The sequence below is a fragment of the Flavobacterium shii genome (assembly GCF_025847235.1).
GTDB classification, from domain to species: Bacteria; Bacteroidota; Bacteroidia; order Flavobacteriales; family Flavobacteriaceae; genus Flavobacterium; species Flavobacterium shii.
In genome coordinates, this window is sequence record NZ_JAOZEW010000021.1 from 64,213 (window position 1) to 84,581 (window position 20,369).

General features: G+C 33.2%; 23 protein-coding genes. All 23 read left to right on the plus strand.

The features are described from left to right. Nucleotides 1–25 precede the first annotated feature (25 nt). The 23 genes from OIU83_RS18200 (at nucleotide 26) to OIU83_RS18310 (ending at nucleotide 20,341) form a co-directional block, all read left to right on the plus strand. The gene (locus OIU83_RS18200; protein ID WP_264207687.1) at nucleotides 26–1,246 is read left to right on the plus strand and encodes a WG repeat-containing protein; all 1,221 of its coding nucleotides are present in this window, start codon (nucleotides 26–28) and stop codon (nucleotides 1,244–1,246) included. Between the two features lie 40 nt (nucleotides 1,247–1,286). Next, a complete protein-coding gene (fabG, locus tag OIU83_RS18205) occupies nucleotides 1,287–2,018 on the plus strand; it encodes a 3-oxoacyl-ACP reductase FabG (RefSeq protein WP_264207688.1) in 732 nt (243 codons plus the stop codon). A gap of 21 nt (nucleotides 2,019–2,039) precedes the next feature. Next, complete coding sequence (locus OIU83_RS18210) at nucleotides 2,040–3,263, plus strand: beta-ketoacyl-[acyl-carrier-protein] synthase family protein (protein WP_264207689.1); 1,224 nt, start codon at nucleotides 2,040–2,042, stop codon at nucleotides 3,261–3,263. A 4-nt stretch (nucleotides 3,264–3,267) separates the two neighbouring features. Then, the gene (locus OIU83_RS18215) at nucleotides 3,268–3,522 is read left to right on the plus strand and encodes an acyl carrier protein (RefSeq protein ID WP_264207690.1); all 255 of its coding nucleotides are present in this window, start codon (nucleotides 3,268–3,270) and stop codon (nucleotides 3,520–3,522) included. Then, entirely contained in the window at nucleotides 3,522–4,406 is an 885-nt protein-coding gene (locus OIU83_RS18220) for an LpxL/LpxP family acyltransferase (RefSeq protein WP_264207691.1), read from the plus strand. The genes OIU83_RS18215 and OIU83_RS18220 overlap by 1 nt, the downstream gene beginning before the upstream one ends. A gap of 65 nt (nucleotides 4,407–4,471) precedes the next feature. Next, nucleotides 4,472–6,115 (plus strand): phytoene desaturase family protein, encoded by a 1,644-nt coding sequence (locus OIU83_RS18225; RefSeq protein WP_264207692.1) that lies wholly within the window; start codon nucleotides 4,472–4,474, stop codon nucleotides 6,113–6,115. Between the two features lie 53 nt (nucleotides 6,116–6,168). Further along, complete coding sequence (locus OIU83_RS18230) at nucleotides 6,169–7,071, plus strand: dialkylrecorsinol condensing enzyme DarA (RefSeq protein ID WP_264207693.1); 903 nt, start codon at nucleotides 6,169–6,171, stop codon at nucleotides 7,069–7,071. Between the two features lie 10 nt (nucleotides 7,072–7,081). After that, the gene (locus OIU83_RS18235; protein WP_264207694.1) at nucleotides 7,082–8,215 is read left to right on the plus strand and encodes a beta-ketoacyl-ACP synthase III; all 1,134 of its coding nucleotides are present in this window, start codon (nucleotides 7,082–7,084) and stop codon (nucleotides 8,213–8,215) included. Next, nucleotides 8,215–8,646 (plus strand): hypothetical protein, encoded by a 432-nt coding sequence (locus OIU83_RS18240; RefSeq protein ID WP_264207695.1) that lies wholly within the window; start codon nucleotides 8,215–8,217, stop codon nucleotides 8,644–8,646. Before OIU83_RS18235 ends, OIU83_RS18240 begins: the two co-directional genes overlap by 1 nt. Before the next feature lie 8 nt (nucleotides 8,647–8,654). Beyond that, nucleotides 8,655–9,113: an ABC transporter permease gene (locus OIU83_RS18245; RefSeq protein WP_264207696.1), complete on the plus strand. Its 459-nt coding sequence runs from the start codon at nucleotides 8,655–8,657 to the stop codon at nucleotides 9,111–9,113. A gap of 21 nt (nucleotides 9,114–9,134) precedes the next feature. Then, entirely contained in the window at nucleotides 9,135–10,028 is an 894-nt protein-coding gene (locus OIU83_RS18250; RefSeq protein ID WP_264207697.1) for a hypothetical protein, read from the plus strand. A gap of 34 nt (nucleotides 10,029–10,062) precedes the next feature. Beyond that, on the plus strand, nucleotides 10,063–10,467 hold the full coding sequence (locus tag OIU83_RS18255) for a hypothetical protein (protein ID WP_264207698.1): 405 nt from the start codon (nucleotides 10,063–10,065) through the stop codon (nucleotides 10,465–10,467). Further along, a complete protein-coding gene (locus tag OIU83_RS18260) occupies nucleotides 10,467–11,465 on the plus strand; it encodes a BtrH N-terminal domain-containing protein (protein WP_264207699.1) in 999 nt (332 codons plus the stop codon). Before OIU83_RS18255 ends, OIU83_RS18260 begins: the two co-directional genes overlap by 1 nt. 61 nt (nucleotides 11,466–11,526) lie before the next feature. Continuing rightward, a complete protein-coding gene (locus OIU83_RS18265) occupies nucleotides 11,527–12,225 on the plus strand; it encodes an ABC transporter ATP-binding protein (RefSeq protein WP_264207700.1) in 699 nt (232 codons plus the stop codon). Then, entirely contained in the window at nucleotides 12,215–13,498 is a 1,284-nt protein-coding gene (locus OIU83_RS18270; RefSeq protein WP_264207701.1) for an ABC transporter permease, read from the plus strand. Before OIU83_RS18265 ends, OIU83_RS18270 begins: the two co-directional genes overlap by 11 nt. Beyond that, the gene (locus OIU83_RS18275; protein ID WP_264207702.1) at nucleotides 13,473–13,922 is read left to right on the plus strand and encodes an acyl-CoA thioesterase; all 450 of its coding nucleotides are present in this window, start codon (nucleotides 13,473–13,475) and stop codon (nucleotides 13,920–13,922) included. The genes OIU83_RS18270 and OIU83_RS18275 overlap by 26 nt, the downstream gene beginning before the upstream one ends. Nucleotides 13,923–14,049: 127 nt before the next feature. Continuing rightward, complete coding sequence (locus OIU83_RS18280) at nucleotides 14,050–15,189, plus strand: beta-ketoacyl-[acyl-carrier-protein] synthase family protein (RefSeq protein ID WP_264207703.1); 1,140 nt, start codon at nucleotides 14,050–14,052, stop codon at nucleotides 15,187–15,189. A 1-nt stretch (nucleotide 15,190) separates the two neighbouring features. Next, nucleotides 15,191–16,195 carry a virulence RhuM family protein gene (locus OIU83_RS18285; protein ID WP_264207704.1) on the plus strand — a complete coding sequence of 335 codons (1,005 nt, stop codon included), beginning with the start codon at nucleotides 15,191–15,193 and terminating at the stop codon, nucleotides 16,193–16,195. Further along, entirely contained in the window at nucleotides 16,192–16,872 is a 681-nt protein-coding gene (locus OIU83_RS18290) for a hypothetical protein (protein WP_264207705.1), read from the plus strand. The genes OIU83_RS18285 and OIU83_RS18290 overlap by 4 nt, the downstream gene beginning before the upstream one ends. Before the next feature lie 107 nt (nucleotides 16,873–16,979). Then, entirely contained in the window at nucleotides 16,980–17,597 is a 618-nt protein-coding gene (locus OIU83_RS18295) for a 3-oxoacyl-ACP synthase (RefSeq protein ID WP_264207706.1), read from the plus strand. Nucleotides 17,598–17,599: 2 nt separating this feature from the next. Further along, the gene (locus tag OIU83_RS18300; RefSeq protein WP_035620100.1) at nucleotides 17,600–17,857 is read left to right on the plus strand and encodes a phosphopantetheine-binding protein; all 258 of its coding nucleotides are present in this window, start codon (nucleotides 17,600–17,602) and stop codon (nucleotides 17,855–17,857) included. Nucleotides 17,858–18,080: 223 nt separating this feature from the next. Beyond that, on the plus strand, nucleotides 18,081–19,283 hold the full coding sequence (locus OIU83_RS18305; protein WP_264207707.1) for a beta-ketoacyl-[acyl-carrier-protein] synthase family protein: 1,203 nt from the start codon (nucleotides 18,081–18,083) through the stop codon (nucleotides 19,281–19,283). After that, nucleotides 19,280–20,341 (plus strand): beta-ketoacyl synthase N-terminal-like domain-containing protein, encoded by a 1,062-nt coding sequence (locus tag OIU83_RS18310; protein ID WP_264207708.1) that lies wholly within the window; start codon nucleotides 19,280–19,282, stop codon nucleotides 20,339–20,341. Before OIU83_RS18305 ends, OIU83_RS18310 begins: the two co-directional genes overlap by 4 nt. The last annotated feature ends 28 nt before the right edge of the window (nucleotides 20,342–20,369 follow it).

A 20,369-nucleotide genomic window follows, 5' to 3' on the forward strand; every position in this document is an offset into this window, starting at 1 on the left:
TTATTAATCTTGAATCTTAAAAAACATGAAAAAACCATTTATTTTTTTATTGCTATTCTTTATTCAATTTGTTAATAGTCAAGAACTAGCATTAGTTAAAAAAAACGGAAAGTTTGGATATCTTACCAAAGAAGGAACATTTCGTATTGAACCGAAATACAAATCTGCCAAAAGCTTCTCTGAAGGTTTAGCTGCTGTAGAGGACAATGGAAAATGGGGATTTATTGATGCTAAAGAAGCATGGGCTATTCCTGCAACTTTTGATAATGTGAAAGATTTTAATAGCGGTATATGTATTGTATCCAAAGATAAAAAATGGGTTTACATAAATACCAAAGGAGAAGTTCAAACGGCTCCATCTTCGGATAAATTATATGATTTTGGAGATGGTGTCGCTTTTATAAAACAAGGAAACAAAATTGGATTAATCAATTCGAAAATGGCAATTGTTTTAGAACCAAAATACGATGTTATAAAACCTTTTGAAAATGGTTTTGCAAGGGTAAAAAACGGGAATTACTGGGGAATTATAAATACTGCTGGAAAAGAAGTTGTAGAAACTACTTATGATGAAGTTGGTAATTATTTTAAAACCACAACCTGGGCAAGAAAAGATAAAACTTTTGGATTAGTAAGTGGGGGGAAATTTATTCCTGTAGAAGGCGCAGACAAAATTTGGGATTTTGAATCTCAAGATTTAACCTATGCCCGAAAAGGTGGAAAAATTGGATACATCGATTTAAAAGGAAATTGGGCAATTCTTCCTATATATGATAAAGGAAAAGCTTTTTCCAAAAATTTAGCTCCGGTTTGTGTTGGATCTAAATGGGGTTACATTAACCCAAAAGCAGAATTTATTATTCCGCCAACTTATAGTGATGCAGAAGTTTTTAGCACAAACGGATTGGCTCCTGTAAAAGAAAAAAATTGGGGATTCATCAATGAAACAGGAAAATTAGTAATTCCAACTCAATACAGTATAACCGCAAACGGATTCGTCATTGCCTTATTTGTACAACAAGACAAAGGATTTATTGATGGCTTGGCAAGAGTAAAAAATGAAGGAAAATGGGGGTTTCTTAAACCAGACGGAACTGTATTAGGCAACCAATGGTTTGAAAACGCTGAACTGTTTTCGCAAACAAAAGAAAAAAACACTATAAATGAAATCGCTACTGAAAAGCCAAAAACAGAAACAAAATCTGTTACGAAGCCTGTTACAAAATCAGTAAATAAAAAAAAGTGATAACATACATAGACCTATAAAAAATAAAATTTTACATAATATGAAATGTGCATTAGTAACTGGTGGTTCACGAGGAATTGGGAGTGCTATTTGTAAAAAATTAGCTGTAGACACAGAATACCACATTCTGATTAATTATCACTCAAACAAAATTGCTGCTGAACAAACGCTTGATGAAGTTATAAAATTAGGTGCAACAGCAGAAATTATACAATTTGATGTTTCCAATTTTGAAGAAGTTCAAAATGTTTTAACCCAATGGCAAGATGCAAATCCGGAAGCAATTGTTGAAGCAATTGTAAACAATGCCGGAATTACAAAAGACGGTTTGTTTATGTGGATGTCCCATGAAGACTGGAATGGTGTTATGAACACAAGTGTAGGCGGTTTTTTTAATGTCACACAATTTTTTATTCAAAAAATGCTTCGTAATAAATACGGACGTATTGTAAATATGGTTTCGGTTTCGGGAGTAAAAGGTACTCCGGGTCAAACCAACTATTCTGCTGCAAAAGGTGCAATTGTAGCGGCTACCAAAGCATTAGCGCAAGAAGTAGCCAAAAGAAATATTACCGTAAATGCCGTTGCGCCAGGATTTATAAGAACCGATATGACGAGCCAACTGGACGAAAAAGAATTATTAAAATTAATTCCTGTAAATCGTTTTGGAGAAGCCGAAGAAGTTGCTAATTTGGTAAGCTTTTTGATTTCAAATAAATCAAGTTATATAACCGGTGAAATTATAAACATTAACGGCGGAATATATTCTTAAAAAATTACTATAAAAAAGACGATGGATAGGAGAGTTGTAATTACAGGAATGGGAATTTACTCATGTATCGGTACTTCCTTAAACGAAGTAAAGGAATCCCTGTATAACGGAAAATCAGGAATACAATTTGATGCCGAAAGAAAAGAATTTGGCTTTCAATCTGCCTTAACAGGTATGGTTCCAAAACCTGATTTAAAAAATTTGTTGACCCGAAGACAACGTATGAGTATTGGTGAAGAAACCGAATATGCTTATATGGCAACCATCGAAGCATTGAAAAATGCTGGAATCGATGATGCTTTTTTCGACCACAATGAAGTAGGTATTATGTATGGTAATGATAGCGTTTCTAAAGCTATTATTGATGCAATCGACATTGTTCGAGAAAAAAAAGATACTGCCTTAATAGGTTCCGGGGCGATTTTTAAGTCCATGAACTCGACTGTTACAATGAACCTTTCGACAATATTTAAGTTAAGAGGTATAAATTTAACGATAAGTGCAGCCTGTGCAAGTGGCTCTCATGCTATAGGTCTTGCTTATTTTTTAATAAAAAGCGGATTTCAAGACACAGTAATTTGTGGTGGGTCGCAAGAAATCAATAAATACGCCATGTGTAGTTTTGATGGTTTAGGTGTTTTTGCTTCGGGAGAAGGAGATCCTACCAAAGCATCAAGACCTTTTGACGCAGGTCGTGATGGTTTAGTTCCTAGTGGTGGAGGCGCTACTTTAATTCTTGAAAGTTATGAATCGGCAATAAAACGAGGAGCAACTATCATTGCCGAAATTGGCGGTTATGGATTTTCATCAAATGGGGGTCATATTTCAACACCAAATGTCGAAGGACCATCAATTGCAATGCAAAGAGCACTTGATGATGCAAAAATAAATGCGTCCGATATTGACTACATAAATGCACATGCAACCTCAACCCCTGTTGGAGATGAAAATGAAGCCAAAGCTATCTTCGAAATCTTTGGCAAAAGCAATCCTTATGTAAGCTCCACAAAATCAATGACTGGGCATGAATGCTGGATGGCAGGCGCAAGCGAAGTCATTTATTCTATACTAATGATGCAAAATGATTTTATAGCTCCAAACATCAATTTGGAAAACCCAGACGAAGATGCTGCTAAATTAAATTTAGTTAAAACTACGTTAAATAGAAAAATTGATATATTTTTGTCCAATTCCTTCGGATTTGGAGGAACCAATTCTGCATTGGTAGTTAAAAAGTTTAAATAGAATAATGAATAAGCAAGAGATAATAGAAAAGATTAATGGTTTTTTGGTTGATGAATTTGAAGTTGATAATGATGACATTGAGCCAGACGCTAATTTAAAAGATACTTTAGGACTAGATAGTTTAGACTATGTAGATTTGGTAGTATCTATAGAATCTAATTTTGGCGTAAAATTAGTTGAAGTTGATTTCGTTGGCATTGCTACTTTTCAAAATTTTTATGACCTTATCGAAACCAAACTAAAAGCTAAAACTGCTTAATGAGCAAATGGGATGGAAAATCTAAAGGAACAGTTTTAGGCTATAGAATATTCGTTTTTTTAATTCAAAAAGCGGGTGTTAAGTCTGCCTATTTCCTATTGTATTTTGTAGCAACTTACTATTTCCTTTTCCTCAAAAAAAGCAATCGTGCTATCTTTTATTACTTCAATAAAAGACTGGGATATTCTTATTTTAAATCTAAAAAAATGGTTTTTAAAAGCTACTATGTTTTTGGACAAACCATTATTGATAAAGTCTCCATTTCTGCTGGAATGAGAGAGCAATTTACCTATGAATTCGACGGTATCGAAACGCTAAAAAATTTGCTTGCCGAAAAAAAAGGTGGCGTTTTGATTAGTGCACATATTGGGAATTTTGAAATTGCCGAACATTTTTTCGGAGAAATCGACATTGATTTCCAAATCAATCTGGTCACAACAGATTTAGAACATTCTGATATAAAAAAATACTTGGAAAGTGTTACCCAAAAACCTACTGTCAAGTTTATTATTATAAAGGACGATTTATCGCATATTTTCGAAATCAATGCTGCTCTGGGTCGAAACGAACTTATCTGTTTTACAGGTGATCGTTATTTTGAAGGAACAAAATCTTTATCAGATCAACTATTAGGACAAGAGGCTAATTTCCCTGCGGGACCTTTTTTAATTGCATCCCGATTAAAAGTGCCTGTAGTTTTTGTTTATGTAATGAAAGAACCAAACCTGCATTATCATTTATATGCACGTGAAGCCATTGTAAAACATCGCGACGAAAAAGGATTACTAAAAGCCTATATCGAAAGTGTAGAAACTATGCTTGAAAAACATCCTCTCCAATGGTTTAATTATTTTGATTTTTGGAACCAATTTAAAAATAAATAAACCTATAAAAAACACTACAATTTAATACGTTTTCTTTTATACTTTAGCGATTCTTAAAATAAAGTATGAAAGAATTTGACACTATCATAATAGGTTCCGGAGTTGGTGGTTTAGCAACAGGTATTTGTTTGGCAAGAGCCGGACAAAGAGTCTTAATTCTAGAACAACATTATGTTCCTGGTGGTTGGAGTCATAGCTTTACTTTAAAAGGGCAACGTTTTAGTCCCGGTGTGCATTATGTAGGTCTCATAGATAAAGGCGCTTCTACCAATGAGCTTTATCGCGGGTTAGGAATTGCCAATGATATGGTTTTCTTTCGAATGAATAAAAAAGCATACGAACATTGCCTGATTGGAAACAAAACTTTCGATTTGCCAGCAGGAATCGACAACCTAAAAAAAACACTTTCCATACGTTTTCCTAAAGAAGAAAAAAACATAAATGAATACCTTTCATTAATCGAGAAAGTTAGCTTTGAACTACAATTAATGCCAAAGTTAAAAGGGCTGTGGCAAAAAATAACAGTCCCATTCCGAACGAAGCATTTTGGGAAATTTGCCTTGTTCCCTTTAAAAAAAGTAATAGGCTGGCACATAAAAGATCCTATGCTCAAAGCTGTACTTAATATACAATGTGGCGATCATGGGCTTTCGCCAAATAAAGCCTGTTTTCCTGTACACTGTTCCGTAATGAGCCATTATTTTGATGGAGGATTTTATCCCATGGGAGGTGGTGGTGGAATTGTAAAAGCAATGACAAACGGAGTAAAAAAACATGGCGGAGAGATTCGAATAAAACAAAGCGTCAAAAAGATAATTATTGAAAACAAAAAAGCAATCGGAGTTGAACTTGAAAACGGCGAAACCATTTTTGCCAAAAATATTGTTTCCAATGCAGATCCGTCAATTACTTATTTGAATTTAATCGATAAAGAACATTTAAGTAAGTCACTTATCAAAAAACTACATAAAACAAAATACTCTGTAACCTCATTAATCCTATTCCTGACACTGGATATGGATGTTACCCAATTTAACATCGATTCCGGTAATATATGGATGATGAAAGATGAAAATGATGATGCTAATTTCGAGAACTTAATGAGTAGCAACATCGATTCGGGAGATTCGTTCCCCGCAGTATTCATAAGTTGTACCACTCTTAAAGATCCTGCAAGTTTTAATGGTAGATATCATAATTTTGAAATTGTTACTTATGTAAATTATGACAACTTAAAAGATTTTAACGGATTAGACGATTATCATAATGAAGAATACAAAATCTTCAAAGAAAAAGTCATTAATAAACTGATGAACAATGTCGAGAAAATCATTCCTAATGCAAAACAAAACGTTATCCAGGTTGAATTAGGAACACCAAAAACAAATGAGTTTTATATTAATTCGACCAAAGGGAATGTATATGGAACCGAAAAAACGCTAAATCAAGTCGGGCCTTTCTCCTATAAAAACAAATCCCAGATTGAAAATTTATTCCTTTGCGGAGCCTGTACGTTATCTCATGGTGTTGCCGGAGCAACCTATTCGGGTGTTGCTGCTGCGGCATTAATTCTCAATTGCACATCCGATGAATTATTAATCGAAGATAAAAATCAGGAAATACGTATTTATGATGCTGAAGATGAATCGACTTGGCCAGATTGGATTCACACAAAACGAACAGATAAAATCAGGAAATTCGTTTCATAAAATTAATTACTTTTGCGCATAACCAAACGCTAAAACCAAAAGCCATAACCAAAATGAAAAATGTTCTTTTTATTTATTACTCTCAATCTGGTCAACTAGAAAGTATAGCCCGAAATATTGCTAAACCATTCTTGAATTCAGATGAGTTTAAAGTAACGTTTCATGAAATACAATTAGAAAAACCATTTCCGTTTCCTTGGGATAAAGATTCTTTTTTTGATGCTTTCCCCGAATCATTTAAACAAGTCCCAACGGCACTAAAACCAGTTCCCGAAGAAGTTTTAAATACAAAATTCGACTTGGTTCTATTGCATTATCAAGTTTGGTATTTATCTCCTTCTATCCCAATTAATTCATTTTTAAAAAGTCCGGAAGCACATAAGATATTAAACAACACTCCTGTTGTAACCATTAGTGGATCTCGCAATATGTGGATCATGGCACAGGAAAAAATCAAAGTTTTATTAAAAGAAAACAATGCCAACTTAGTTGGAAATGTAGCTTTAGTAGATCGCGTTGGTAATTTAATTAGTGTAATTACAATTGTAGAATGGATGTTCTCTGGAGTGAAAAAGAAGTATTTAGGAATTTTTCCATTACCGGGAGTTTCAGAAAAAGACATTCACGAATCTTCAAAATTTGGAGATATTATTGCGTCTAATCTAAAAGAAAACAACTTAAAAGAGCTCCAACCTAAATTAATCGCAAATTCGGCTGTACGTATTAGTTCCTATCTTGTAACTGTAGACAAAACCGCTAATAAAATTTTCACCAAATGGTCTGGTCTGATTTCCAGAAATAATAAGAACAGAAAAGTACTTCTTAAGGTATTTTATGTTTATTTATTCCTTGCAATTTGGTTAATATCGCCAATAGTGTATATATTGCACGTTATTACATATCCTATTAAAATAAACAAAATAAAAAAAGAAACTCAGTATTATCAAGGAGTTTAGATCCCATATTATGTTTGAAGTATATATTACAAAAGCCGCAAAGTATTTGCCAAATGAAGCTGTTACCAATGATGAAATGGAAAGCTATTTGGGCCTTATCAATGATTCTGTTTCCAAAGCGAGACGAATTATCTTGCGCAATAACAAGATTGTAAGCCGTTATTATGCAATAGATAAAGAAGGAAAAAGCACGCATAATAATGCTGAGCTAACCAAAAATGCTATTACAAATTTGTTCGATGAGAATTTCACACCGCAAGACATGGAAGTCCTTTCATGCGGAACCTCAACACCAGATGTTTTTTTGCCATCCCATGCAGCTATGGTTCATGGATTGTTAAAAAACAAATCGGTTGAATTAAATTCTTCATCAGGAGTTTGTTGTGCAGGGATGAATTCCTTAAAATATGGATTCCTTTCTGTTAAATCCGGAAATTCAAATAATGCAGTTTGCACCGGATCCGAGAAAGTTTCTTCTTGGTTCTTGTCGCACAAATATACCCCAGAAGTATCTAATCTAAAAACCTTGGAAGAACTACCTATAATTGCTTTCAAAAAAGATTTTTTAAGATGGATGTTATCTGATGGTTCAGGTGCTTTTTTATTAGAAAATAAACCAAGAGGTCCTATTTCTTTAAAAATAGAATGGATGGAAGCTTTTTCATACGCATATGAATTGGAAACTTGTATGTATGCCGGAGGAGATAAACTAGAATCTGGCGAAATTAAAGCCTGGAGTGATTATTCACCAGAAGAATGGTTAAATGAATCTGTGTTCTCTATCAAGCAGGATGTGAAATTACTGGATGAATTTATCCTGTCAAAAGGTGCCGAAAGTATGGGTATCGCGATGACAAAAAATAACATTACCGCAGATCAGGTTGATTATTTTATTCCACACGTTTCTTCACACTTTTTTGTTGAAGGTTTAAAGAAAAGCCTTGAAGAAAATAATGTTGGGATGGCCGATGAAAAATGGTTCATGAATCTTGCTCGTGTTGGAAACGTAGGTTCCGCATCTATTTATCTTGCTGTTGAAGAATTAATGAATTCTGGAAAGTTAAAAATTGGCGATCGCATACTTTTATCAGTTCCAGAAAGCGGAAGATTCTCATTTGCGTATGCTTATTTAACTGTTTGCTAATGAAAACAACTTTACTTTTAGAAAAAGAAGCTGTCGAAAATTTATTACCACAAAAGTTTCCTTTTGTAATGGTCGATAAGATGTTTTCATTCGATGAAACTTCTTTAGTCTCTGGTTTAAAAATTCAAAGTGAAAATATTTTTTCAGAAAACGGGACTTTTCTAGAAGCTGGATTAATAGAACACATGGCACAATCTGTGGCTTTGCATACTGGATATGCATTTTTCTTAAAACAAGAAAAAGCGCCAACAGGTTATATCGGTTCTATCAAGCAAATTGATATAAAGAAACTGCCAAATGTAAACGATGAAATTCAATCGACGATAACAATTCTACAAGAATTTGCCGGAATAACACTCGTAGATATCGTTACAACATTAAACAATGAAGAAATTGCCAGCGGTCAGATGAAGACCGTTTTGGCTAAATAATATAGCAGATGGACACTTTAGTAGACATACGAAATTATCTCCCACATCGTGAGCCTATGCTTATGGTCGATTTAATTCTTACGATAGATGCTCAAAGTGTCGAAACAATATTTTTGATAAAAGAAGACAATATTTTTGTCGACAAGAATACTTTTATCGAAGCCGGATTAATAGAGAATGTAGCGCAAACCTGTTCCTCTATTGTAGCGCAAAAATATTTTGCCAATCCAGATGGAGAAGAAAGTGTAAGCGTCATTGGTTTTATCAGTACACTTAAAAATCTCAAAATATACGAATTACCAAAGGTGAACAATAGTATAATTACACGAGCAACTTTAGTTTCTAAATTTGCTGGAGACGATTATACATTATGTACGATGAGTTGCGAAAGTTTTCATGAAGATAAAATGCTTTTGGAATGTGAGATTAATTTGTTCATTCAAAAAACAAATTCGGCTGTTTTATAAAATTTCAATCGAAAACATCAAATGAAAAGCATAATAAACACATTAATATTTCTCTCATCAGTTTTAATCTATTGTCAGGAAAATGATGATTTCTCAAAACGATTAAAAGCAATAAATACTCAAACCGTAGCCTATTATAATGTTGATGGAATTAATTTTTCAAACCAAACATTTAACTATGAATTTTCTGAAAAAAATTTGAAAAAAATTTATAGAAAATTCTCCCTTAAAGAAAGTGACTTAAAAATAAAAGATGACAGCCTAAACTATAACAATCTTTATATCACTAAATCTGTAAATGTAATTGATAATATTAATCAGATAAACTCATATTATTTTGTTGAAGACAAAAACAAAACAATTTCTGTTTTTTGGTTCGGCTACTATAATAAAATTGATAAATATTTTGAACGAAAATATATAAATCGGATTTTAAACCATGAGATTCCTAAAGAAGTTTTTGAATCAAGAACAATTGACAGTATTGATTTTGCAGGAAGAAAAATTAAGCTAGGAAACAATTGCTATTGGACAAATATTAATACAATTCAATGTCCCTATAATGGAGAAATGAACTGGTCAGTGCACAAGACCATGGAAAGTGCACAACAGTCAATTAGCAATCAATTCAATATTACAAAAAGTCAAAAAACAGGGAAAATAATTTCTGAAGAAGAAATTGATGTAATATTTGAAGGAACAGAAACTAAAGCTAAAAAAGTGATTTATGATTTTACAGGTTTAAAATCGTTACTTGCAGGGATGTCTGGAGGAAAAACATTGACTATTTATTATGTAGCCAATAAAGTAAGAGGGAATTATGTGAGTTGTTGTATGAGTTTTTGGAATAACGATACAATAACCGAAAATGGATTAGCTCCATTATTAGAAGAAGTAATGCAGATTAAAAAATAAATACATTTACTCGTATTTCAAAAAGAAAAAGGTCATGGAAAAAGAAAAAGTACCACAAGACAAAGGGAATCTAACCAAAAATAATATTAAAGAGCTTGTATATGCAACCGATGAAAACGGCAATTATACGACAGCTCTAAGTACAGGTTGGGAACCTAAAACTATTGCACTTTCTAATTCTATCGATGAAATAAACGAACGAATCGCCGACGCAAAACTGCAAGTAAAAAACGGAGAAGTAAGCCCTATCTGTTATTACATGGAATTAAACCGAATGGATCTTCTTATTCTTTCCAATTATGTTGGTATGTGGAAATGGCGCGTAAAAAGGCATTTTAAACCCGCTATCTTTGCAAAACTAAATGACCACATTTTACAAAAATATGCTGAAGCCTTTTCGATTTCAGTATTCGAATTAAAAAATTTTAAAACAGATTAATGCAAACTACTTTTACACATCATCAATCGGCACATTGCGAAAATGGGGTAGCTTCAAACTTGCTAAAAAACAATGGTTTAAATTTAAGTGAACCTATGGTTTTTGGGATTGGATCAGGACTTTTTTTCGTGTACCTGCCTTTTATAAAAGTTAATTATGCTCCCGCTATAAGTTACAGAACCCTACCGGGACAAATTTTCAGAAGAGTTGCCAATAGGTTGCATTTAAAAATAAAAAGACAAAAATTTTCATCTGTTGCAAAAGCAAATCAAGCTTTGGATGAAAATCTAAAAAATAACATCCCAACAGGATTACAAGTTGGTGTTTATAATTTAAGTTATTTTCCAGATGAGTATCGCTTTCATTTCAATGCTCATAACTTAGTCGTTTACGGAAAAACCGATACCGATTATCTTATTAGTGATCCGGTAATGGAAACTGTTACAACGCTTACACATGATGAATTAGACAAAGTACGTTTTGCCAAAGGTGCTTTTGCTCCAAAAGGGCAAATGTATTACCCTATTCATATTCCTGAGAATGTAGATTTAAAAAGTGCTATTATCAAAGGAATAAAAAACACTTGTCGCGATATGCTTGCGCCAATGCCTATTATTGGTGTGAAAGGAATCAAACTTGTTTCGGGAAAAATACGTAAATGGCCCCTTCAACACGGAACCAAAAAAGCCAATCATTACCTGGCACAAATGGTACGTATGCAAGAAGAAATAGGAACTGGTGGCGGAGGATTCCGTTTTATATATGCTGCTTTTTTACAAGAAGCTGCTGTTATTTTAAATAATGAAGATTTAAAAATCCTTTCGAAAGAAATGACACAAATTGGAGATTTATGGCGAGATTTTGCTGTAGAAGCTTCAAGAATCTACAAGAATCGAAGTGCCAAAAATGATGCTTACAATACTATTGCCGACCAACTTTTGGACATTGCCAATAGAGAAGAAGTATTTTTCAAGAAATTAAAAAAAGCAATTAGCTAGATATATTTTGCAACCCATTATTCAAATAACATCCCTTTCTAAAAAGTACAAAAATGCAGAAATGTATTCTTTGAACGATTTAACGCTTACTATAAACGAAGGACAAATTTTTGGTTTATTAGGCCCAAATGGAGCCGGAAAAACTACTTTGATTTCCATGCTTTGTGGTTTGGTCAAGCCTACTTCGGGTTCTTTTACCATTAGTGATATGGCATATGCAAATAATGCTACCAAAATAAAAAAGATTATAGGTGTTGTTCCTCAGGAATATGCCTTGTATCCTACCCTAACGGCAAGAGAGAATTTACATTATTTCGGGAGTATGTATGGCTTAAAAGGTCAGGACTTAAAAGACAAAGTAATCGAAACTTTGGACCTTTTGGGTTTACTGAAATTTGCCGATAAACGCATCGAAACCTTTTCGGGCGGAATGAAAAGAAGAATTAATTTAATTGCAGGTATATTACACAATCCTAAAATTATCTTTCTGGATGAACCAACGGTTGGTGTCGACGTACAATCGAAAAATGCTATTATTGATTATCTAAAACACCTCAACCAAAACGGAACTACTATAATATATACTTCGCATCATTTATCCGAAGCAGAAGATTTTTGTAGTGATATTGCAATACTAGACCAAGGCAAAATTTATGCTCAAGGCACACCATCAGGATTAATTTCGAGCACACAAAATGCTCAAAATCTCGAAGACGTTTTTATTTCATTAACTGGTAAAGAACTGAGAGATGATATATAAATTATGGATGTCTGTCGTAAAAGAGTTTCTTTTATTAAAAAGAGATTTAGGAGGATTAATCATTTTATTTGTGATGCCTCTAGTACTTGTTATTACTGTAACCTTAATTCAGGATAGTACTTTTAAAACCGTAAGTGATTCCAAAATCGAAATCCTTTTGGTAAATAATGACAATGGTTCTGTAGCCAAAACAGTTTATGATAATTTACAAAAAAGCAACCTGTTTACTGTCGTTACCCAAATTAACAATATTCCTTTAACCGAGGCTGTTGCCAAAGAAGCTGTTTATAAAGGAAAATACCAACTGGCGATTGTTATTCCTGAAAACTTAAGCAAGGATTTACAAGCAAAAATAGATCAGAATGTTCAAAAAATAGTGAGTAGTATTGGCTCAACCGATACAGTTACTCACACCGAAACTCCTAAAATAATTAACCAAAAGGAAGTAAAACTATACTTTGACCCTGCGGTACAAATGACTTTTAAGAATGCAGTCATGAACTCTATCGATAAGATGATTTCGCAAATAGAAACACATTCTATATACACCGCTTTCCAGGAACAATTAGGAGAAGGAAGTGCTAGTTTTGAACAAAAAAGTTTTATCACTTTCAAAGAAATAGTTCCTAGAGTAAACAACAAAGAAGTGTTGCCAAATTCAACACAACATAACGTTCCGGCTTGGACACTTTTTGCCATGTTCTTTATCGTGATTCCGCTTTCGATTAATATTGTAAAAGAAAAAACACAGGGGACCTTTGTTCGTTTATTAACAAATCCCGTTTCAAACCGTGTTGTAATGCTAGGTAAAACAATTACGTATTCCGTAATTTGTATGATTCAGTTTTATATGATGGTTGCCGTTGCTGTATTTCTATTTCCAGAAATTGGTTTGCCACCACTTAATATCGAAGGACATTTATTCCTAATGAGCATCGTTGCATTATTCTCGGGATTTGCCGCTATAGGTTTCGGGATTTTATTAGGAACCGTTGCCAAGACACAAGAACAATCGGCTCCGTTTGGCGCAACAAGCGTTATTATATTGGCTGCAATTGGGGGCGTTTGGGTTCCTGTTTTTGCAATGCCAAAAATCATGCAAATCATAGCCAAATCATCCCCTATGAACTGGGGATTAAATGCATTTTATGATGTGTTGTTACGTAACGCATCTTTCTTAGAAATCATTCCGGAGATAAGTTTATTATTTCTGTTTTTTATAATTACCACAACAATTGCCTTAGCATATGATAAGAAGAAAAGAGCAGTATAACGAAGCTATTGCATTAACAGTTACCGAAGAAGTTAGAGTTCGCTTTAACGAAACCGATGCACTCGGGATCGTTTGGCACGGCTATTATATAACTTACTTTGAAGATGGTCGTGAAGCTTTCGGGCGTAAACACAAACTTACCTATCTGGATGTTGCCGAAAGCGGTTATACAACACCAATCGTAAAATCTATTTGTGAACACAAACTATCTTTACGTTATGGCGATGTTATTAGGGTAGAAACAAGTATTGTCGATACACCAGCCGCTAAAATAATTTTTAGATTCAAAATTTTTAATACCAATAATGAGATTGTCTGCACAGGCGAAACCACTCAGGTATTTTTAAATAAAGAAGGAAATTTAATGCTTACCAATCCTCCATTTTATGAAGAATGGAAGAGAAAAGTAGGATTGTTAAAGTAAAACACAATAACATCCTGCAAGGTTTTTTTCTAACCTTGTAGGTATGATAATCAATACAAGATACCTAACAGGTTTTAGAAACCTGTTAGGATAGCAACTTAAAACCTTGCAGAATAAAACAATAAAAATGACAAAAGCAGTATTCATCACGCAAACCAATTGTATCACACCATTAGGATTTAATGTTCCATCGAACATTGAAGCTATCCTTAATGGCGAATCTGGTATTCAGTTGCATGAAGATGTATCCTTGATGCCAAATCCTTTTTATGCTTCGATTATAAATGAGGAAAAACTAAATTCTGCTTTCGCAAAAGTTAGTTCTAAAACCAACTATTCGAGATTAGAGAAAATGATGATTTTGGCTTTAGAACCAATAATCAAAAATTCTAAAATAGATTTAGATTCAAAGACCGCCTTTATACTTTCGACAACAAAAGGAAATGTTACTGCATTAAAAAATGATTCACCTGAGAGTTTTCAGAATGCGCATTTGCATACTTTAGCGCAGACAATAGCCGATTATTTTGGATTTAAAACCCAGCCAATAGTCGTTTCGAATGCTTGTGTATCAGGAATTCTGGTCGTTTCGGTTGCCAAAAGATTAATACAAAGTGAACTCTACGACAACGTTTTTATCGTTGCTGGTGATGAAGTTTCGGAATTTGTTTTGTCTGGTTTTAATGCTTTTCAAGCAATGAGTAGTTTACCCTGCAAACCATATTCTGTAAACAGAACCGGTGTAAGTCTTGGTGAAGCAGCTGCAGCAGTTTTAATTTCGGCAGCAGCCAAAAACGCAAAAATAAAAGTTGCAGGAGATAGTTCTATAAACGATGCCAATCATATTTCGGGTCCATCAAGAACAGGCGAAGGTTTATTCAGAAGCATTCAAAATGCCTTAAACGAAGCACAAATAAAACCTGAGAATATCGATTATATTTCGGCTCATGGAACCGCAACACCATTTAATGACGAAATGGAAGCTATCGCTTTCAACCGATTACAAATGGGAACTATTCCTGTAAATAGTCTGAAAGGTTTTTACGGTCATACCTTAGGCGCATCTGGATTGTTAGAAACCGTAATTGCGATTGAATCTGTGCTTCAAAACAAGCTTTTTGTTTCCTTAGGTTTTGATGAATTGGGTGTAAGTCAATCGATAAATGTTATCCAAGAAAACGAAGATAAAAATATCGAAACGTTCCTAAAAACAGCTTCTGGATTTGGAGGTTGTAATACGGCTGTAGTTTTTGAAAAAGTGAAGTAATATGGAAAACAACGAATCTAAATTTCTTATCTACGACAATCCAAATGGAAAAGTTAGGGTTGATGTTTTTGTACAAGACGAAACGATTTGGCTCACACAAAAAGCTATGAGTAAATTGTTTGGCACAACCTCACAGAATATCACTTTACATTTAAAAAACATTTTTGAATCTGAAGAATTACAAGAAAATTCAACTTGTAAGGAAACCTTACAAGTTCAACAAGAGGGTAATCGTCAAGTAGCTAGAACTCAAAAAATTTATAATCTTGACGCTATTATTTCTGTTGGTTACCGAGTAAATTCTACTAAAGCAACTCAATTTAGGATCTGGGCAACTCAGACTCTAAAAGAATTTATCATAAAAGGTTTTGTTCTAGATGATGACCGTCTAAAACAGGGACAAACTGTTTTTGGTAAAGATTATTTTAAAGAATTATTACGTAGAGTCCGCTCTATTCGTGCCAGCGAACGTAGAATCTATCAACAAGTGAGCGATATTTTTGCTGAGTGCAGTATCGATTATGATAAAAACTCAGAAACGACAAAAAATTTCTACGCCTTGGTTCAAAATAAATTTCACTTTGCTATAACTGGAAATACTGCTGCAGAAATTATCCATAAAAATGCCGACAAAAAGAAAGACAACATGGGACTTAGCAGCTGGAAAAATGCTCCTGATGGTAGAATTTTAAAATCGGATGTAATTATCGCTAAAAATTATTTACAAGAAAAAGAAATAACTCAATTAGAAAGAACTGTAACAGGTTACTTTGATTATGTAGAAGGTTTGATCGAGCGTGAAAACACTTTTACGATGGAAGAATTAGCTACAAGTGTAAATAAATTTTTATCATTCAACGAATACAAAATTTTAGACGGTAAAGGCAGAATATCTAAAATTCAAGCTGATAAAAAAGCCATAAAAGAATATGATGAGTTTAATAAAACTCAAAAAATAATTTCAGATTTTGATAAAGAAATAAAACAAATCGGAAAGAAAAAATGAAACTACAAAGATTCATATTTATAACTGTAATGCTACTTTCCTTTTTTGGATGTAAAAAGAAAGAAAATGATAAACTACAATTTGAAAAGAATGTTATTAATAATGTTTTTCTTGAAATAGTTGAGTCAATATATATGGATAGAAGAATTATGCTTCCACCACCAAGCCCCAGAGTAGATTTTAAAACCAATAAAGAAGATACTATTGGTTATCATGCTGAATTGAAAAAATATAATTTTGAACAGGATAGTATCAAAAATGACAAAACAAGAATATTAATTGGTGTTTATGATGATGTGAAAAAAATTAGTCCTCAAGAAACTGAAATTATTCCCAAAGAAATTAAGCTTTCCAAATACTCTTATGACATTTCAAAAGAAACAGACGAATACAAATTTGATTTGAAAACTTTTGAAAATAATAAAAAGTTTAATTTTCAAAGAACATCAAAATATCCTCATGAAAAAAATTGGAATCTCGATGACAAAAGTAATTTATTGCCTGTTGGAACTATTTCAGTATCGAGAATCCAGTTTAATAAAACAAAAACATCAGGGATACTATCTGCCGGTGCTTCTTGCGGAGGTGGAAGAAGCGGAAGAGGCTTTATAATTATAATTGAAAATAAATCTGGGAAATGGAAAATTGCTAAAATCATTCATACTTGGGTTTCATAAAATAAAAGAAGTATTGCAATTATACATTTTAAAGTATTCAAATCTTAGTGAAATTTAAAAAATCAAAAAAAATAGTGCTAATTAGTGGAATTAGTGTTTAAAATAAAATGGCTGAAAACAAAACATACATACAATCCTATTGCACAATCCAAAACAACGAAATTATTTTGAATGGAGCTTCTGTTTTTAAAACTGAACCAACTTCATTTGCTGATTTTTCGAAACAAGCGTATCGCAATTTTGAGGTTAATTATCCTAAGTTTTTCAAAATGGATTCTTTAAGCAAGCTTGCTTTTTTAGGCGCTGAATTACTTTTAAAATCAGAAACAGAATCTGGAATAGATAACAATACCGCTTTGCTTTTAGCAAATAAATCATCAAGTTTGGATACCGATGTAAAGTATCAGGAATCTATATCCGATAAGGAAAACTATTATCCAAGCCCGGCAGTTTTTGTTTACACTTTACCAAACATTTGCCTGGGTGAAATTAGTATCCGTCATCAACTAAAAAGTGAAAATTCTTTTTTTATATTTGACGCCTTCAATCCGGAATTCATGACCAGTTATGCCAATACGCTTTTACATACCAATAAAGCAGAAACTGTGCTTTGTGGATGGGTTGAATTTTTTAATGAGGAATATAAAGCTTTTCTTTGCCTGATCGGTAAGGAAGAAAACCAAGAATACCAAAACGAAACGATAGAAACATTATATAATAAATAACCATGGACGCATTAAAATTAGAATTAAAAAATAAAATTATTACCGTTTTAAACCTTGAAGACATTACCCTTGAAGATATTAATGACAATGATCCTTTGTTTGGGGATGGTTTAGGTTTAGACTCTATCGATGCTCTGGAATTAATCGTTATTCTGGATAAAGATTACGGAATTAAACTGGTTGACCCGAAAGAAGGAAAAGTAATTTTTCAATCAATCGAATCAATGGCTGCCTATATTACGGCTAATAGAACGAAGTAGACTTCTTAGACTTGCTTAGATTTTCTTAGACTACTTAAATAAAAGTATTGTCTGAAATCTAAGCAAGTCTAAAAGATTGAAATAGTTTCAAGAAGCTTGTCAAAGTTTAAAATAATAAATTGTTCGATTTTTAGATTATTCGACTATCCTCTAGTTTTTCATGAATTTTTATCTAGAAAATCTAAGTAGTCTAAGTAAGTCTAAAATCCAAGAAGTCTAAAAAATGGTAAAAGGAGTTGCTATAACTGGTATGGGAATAATTTCTTCAATCGGAAATTCGGTTGAGGAAAATTATATTTCATTAATAAATAACAAGGTTGCTATTACAACCATCGAAAACATTTCGACTGTTCATGCCGATGTTATTAAGGTTGGTGAAATAAAAAAAACCAATGCTGAGTTAATCGCTCAATTACAACTTGACGAAGAAAACAACTTTTCGAGAACAGCAATGCTTGGTGCAATTGCTGCCAAGGAAGCTGTTGCAAATGCAGGAATCACATCTATTAATGAATATAAAACGGGATTAATTTCGGCAACAAGTGTTGGCGGAATGGATATGACCGAAAAATATTATTATGATTATTTCGAAAATCCGGAAGTTGAAAAATACATTAGCTGCCATAATTGTGGTGATGTAGCTCAAAAAATTGCCAATGAACTTGGATTAAAAGGTATGGTTACGACAATAAGTACTGCTTGTTCTTCGGCTGCAAATGCAATTATGCTTGGTGCAAGATTGATAAAAACCGGAAAACTCGATCGTGTAATTGTTGGAGGAACCGATGCTTTGGCAAAATTTACAATCAACGGTTTTAAGACTTTAATGATCCTATCCGATGGTTACAACAAACCTTTTGATAATGAACGCAAAGGGTTAAATCTTGGTGAAGCTGCTGCTTTTTTAGTTTTGGAATCTGATGAAGTTGTAAAAAAAGAAAATAAAAAAGTACTCGCTCATGTTTCGGGTTATGGTAATGCCAATGATGCTTTTCATCAAACTGCTTCATCAGAAAATGGTGATGGTGCTTATCTTGCCATGAAAAAAGCATTTGATGTTGCAGCTTTAAACCCAAGCGAAATAGATTATATAAATGTTCATGGAACAGCAACTCCCAATAATGATTTATCAGAAGGAAGGGCTATTCTTAGAATTTACAATGAACAACCTGTTCCCGATTTTAGCTCGACTAAACCTTTTACGGGGCATACTCTGGCAGCTGCAGCAGCAATCGAAGCAGTTTATAGTGTACTTGCTATCCAAAACAATGTGGTTTTTCCAAGTTTAAATTTTGAAACTCCAATGCAGGAATTTAATCTAACACCACAAACAACTTTAAAACATAAAAATATCGAACACGTATTATCAAATTCATTTGGATTTGGTGGTAATTGTTCCACTCTTATATTTTCTAAAAACAAATGAGGAAAACATATATAAATGGTACAGGTTGTCTTTCAGCTCAAAAAACATTTGATACTATTTTTTTGGAAGACGCAGAATGGAATAAAAATGACAACGTTTTATTTTTAAAAAAACCCGTTTACAAAGACTTTATCTCTCCGGTTGCAAGCCGAAGAATGGCTAATGGTATCAAAAACGGAATAGTAGCTTCGGCTTATGCTCTGAAAGAAGCCAATGTTCCGAATGTTGATGCGATTATTACCGGAACAGGAATGGGTTGTATCGAGGATTCAGAAAAATTCTTAAAAGCAATTATCGATAATAATGAGGAGTTTTTAACACCAACCGCTTTTATACAATCTACACACAATACCGTTGGTGCACAAATTGCCCTTACCTTACAATGTAAAGGATATAACTTTACTTATGTAAATGGCGCAATCTCTTTTGAGTCGGCTCTTTTGGATGCAAAAATGCAGATTGAAGGAAACGAAGCCAACTCAGTATTAGTAGGTGGCGTTGATGAAAATGGTGATTATACAATATCTCTTTTTAAATTGGCTGGGTATATAAAAGAGGACAGAAAAGAACCTTACCTACTTTTAAACGAAACCACAAAAGGATATATTTATGGTGAGGGAGCTAGCTTCTTTGTTTTAGAAAATGAAAAAAAAGATACCACCTATGCCGAACTTCTGGATGTAGAAATTAAAAATATACTACAAGAAAATGAAGTTGAAGCTGAAGTTATTGAATTTCTAAAATCTAATAAATTAGAAGTTTCGGATATTGATGCTATTGTCTTAGGTTGTAATGGTGATGTTGAATTCGATTCCTATTATAGCAATTTGGCAGAAAATGCTTTCGCAAATACACCACAAGTTTATTACAAACATTTAAGTGGAGAATACAATACAGCTTCGGCTTTTGGATTATGGGTTGGTTCTAAAATCATCAAGACACAAACAATACCGGAACTTGTTAAAGCTAATTCATTAGAGAAATCAACATACAACACCATTCTATTATATAACCAATTAAACGGTAAAGACCATAGTTTTACATTAATTTCAAAATGATAACGCATAAAAGAACTTCTTTGTTTTT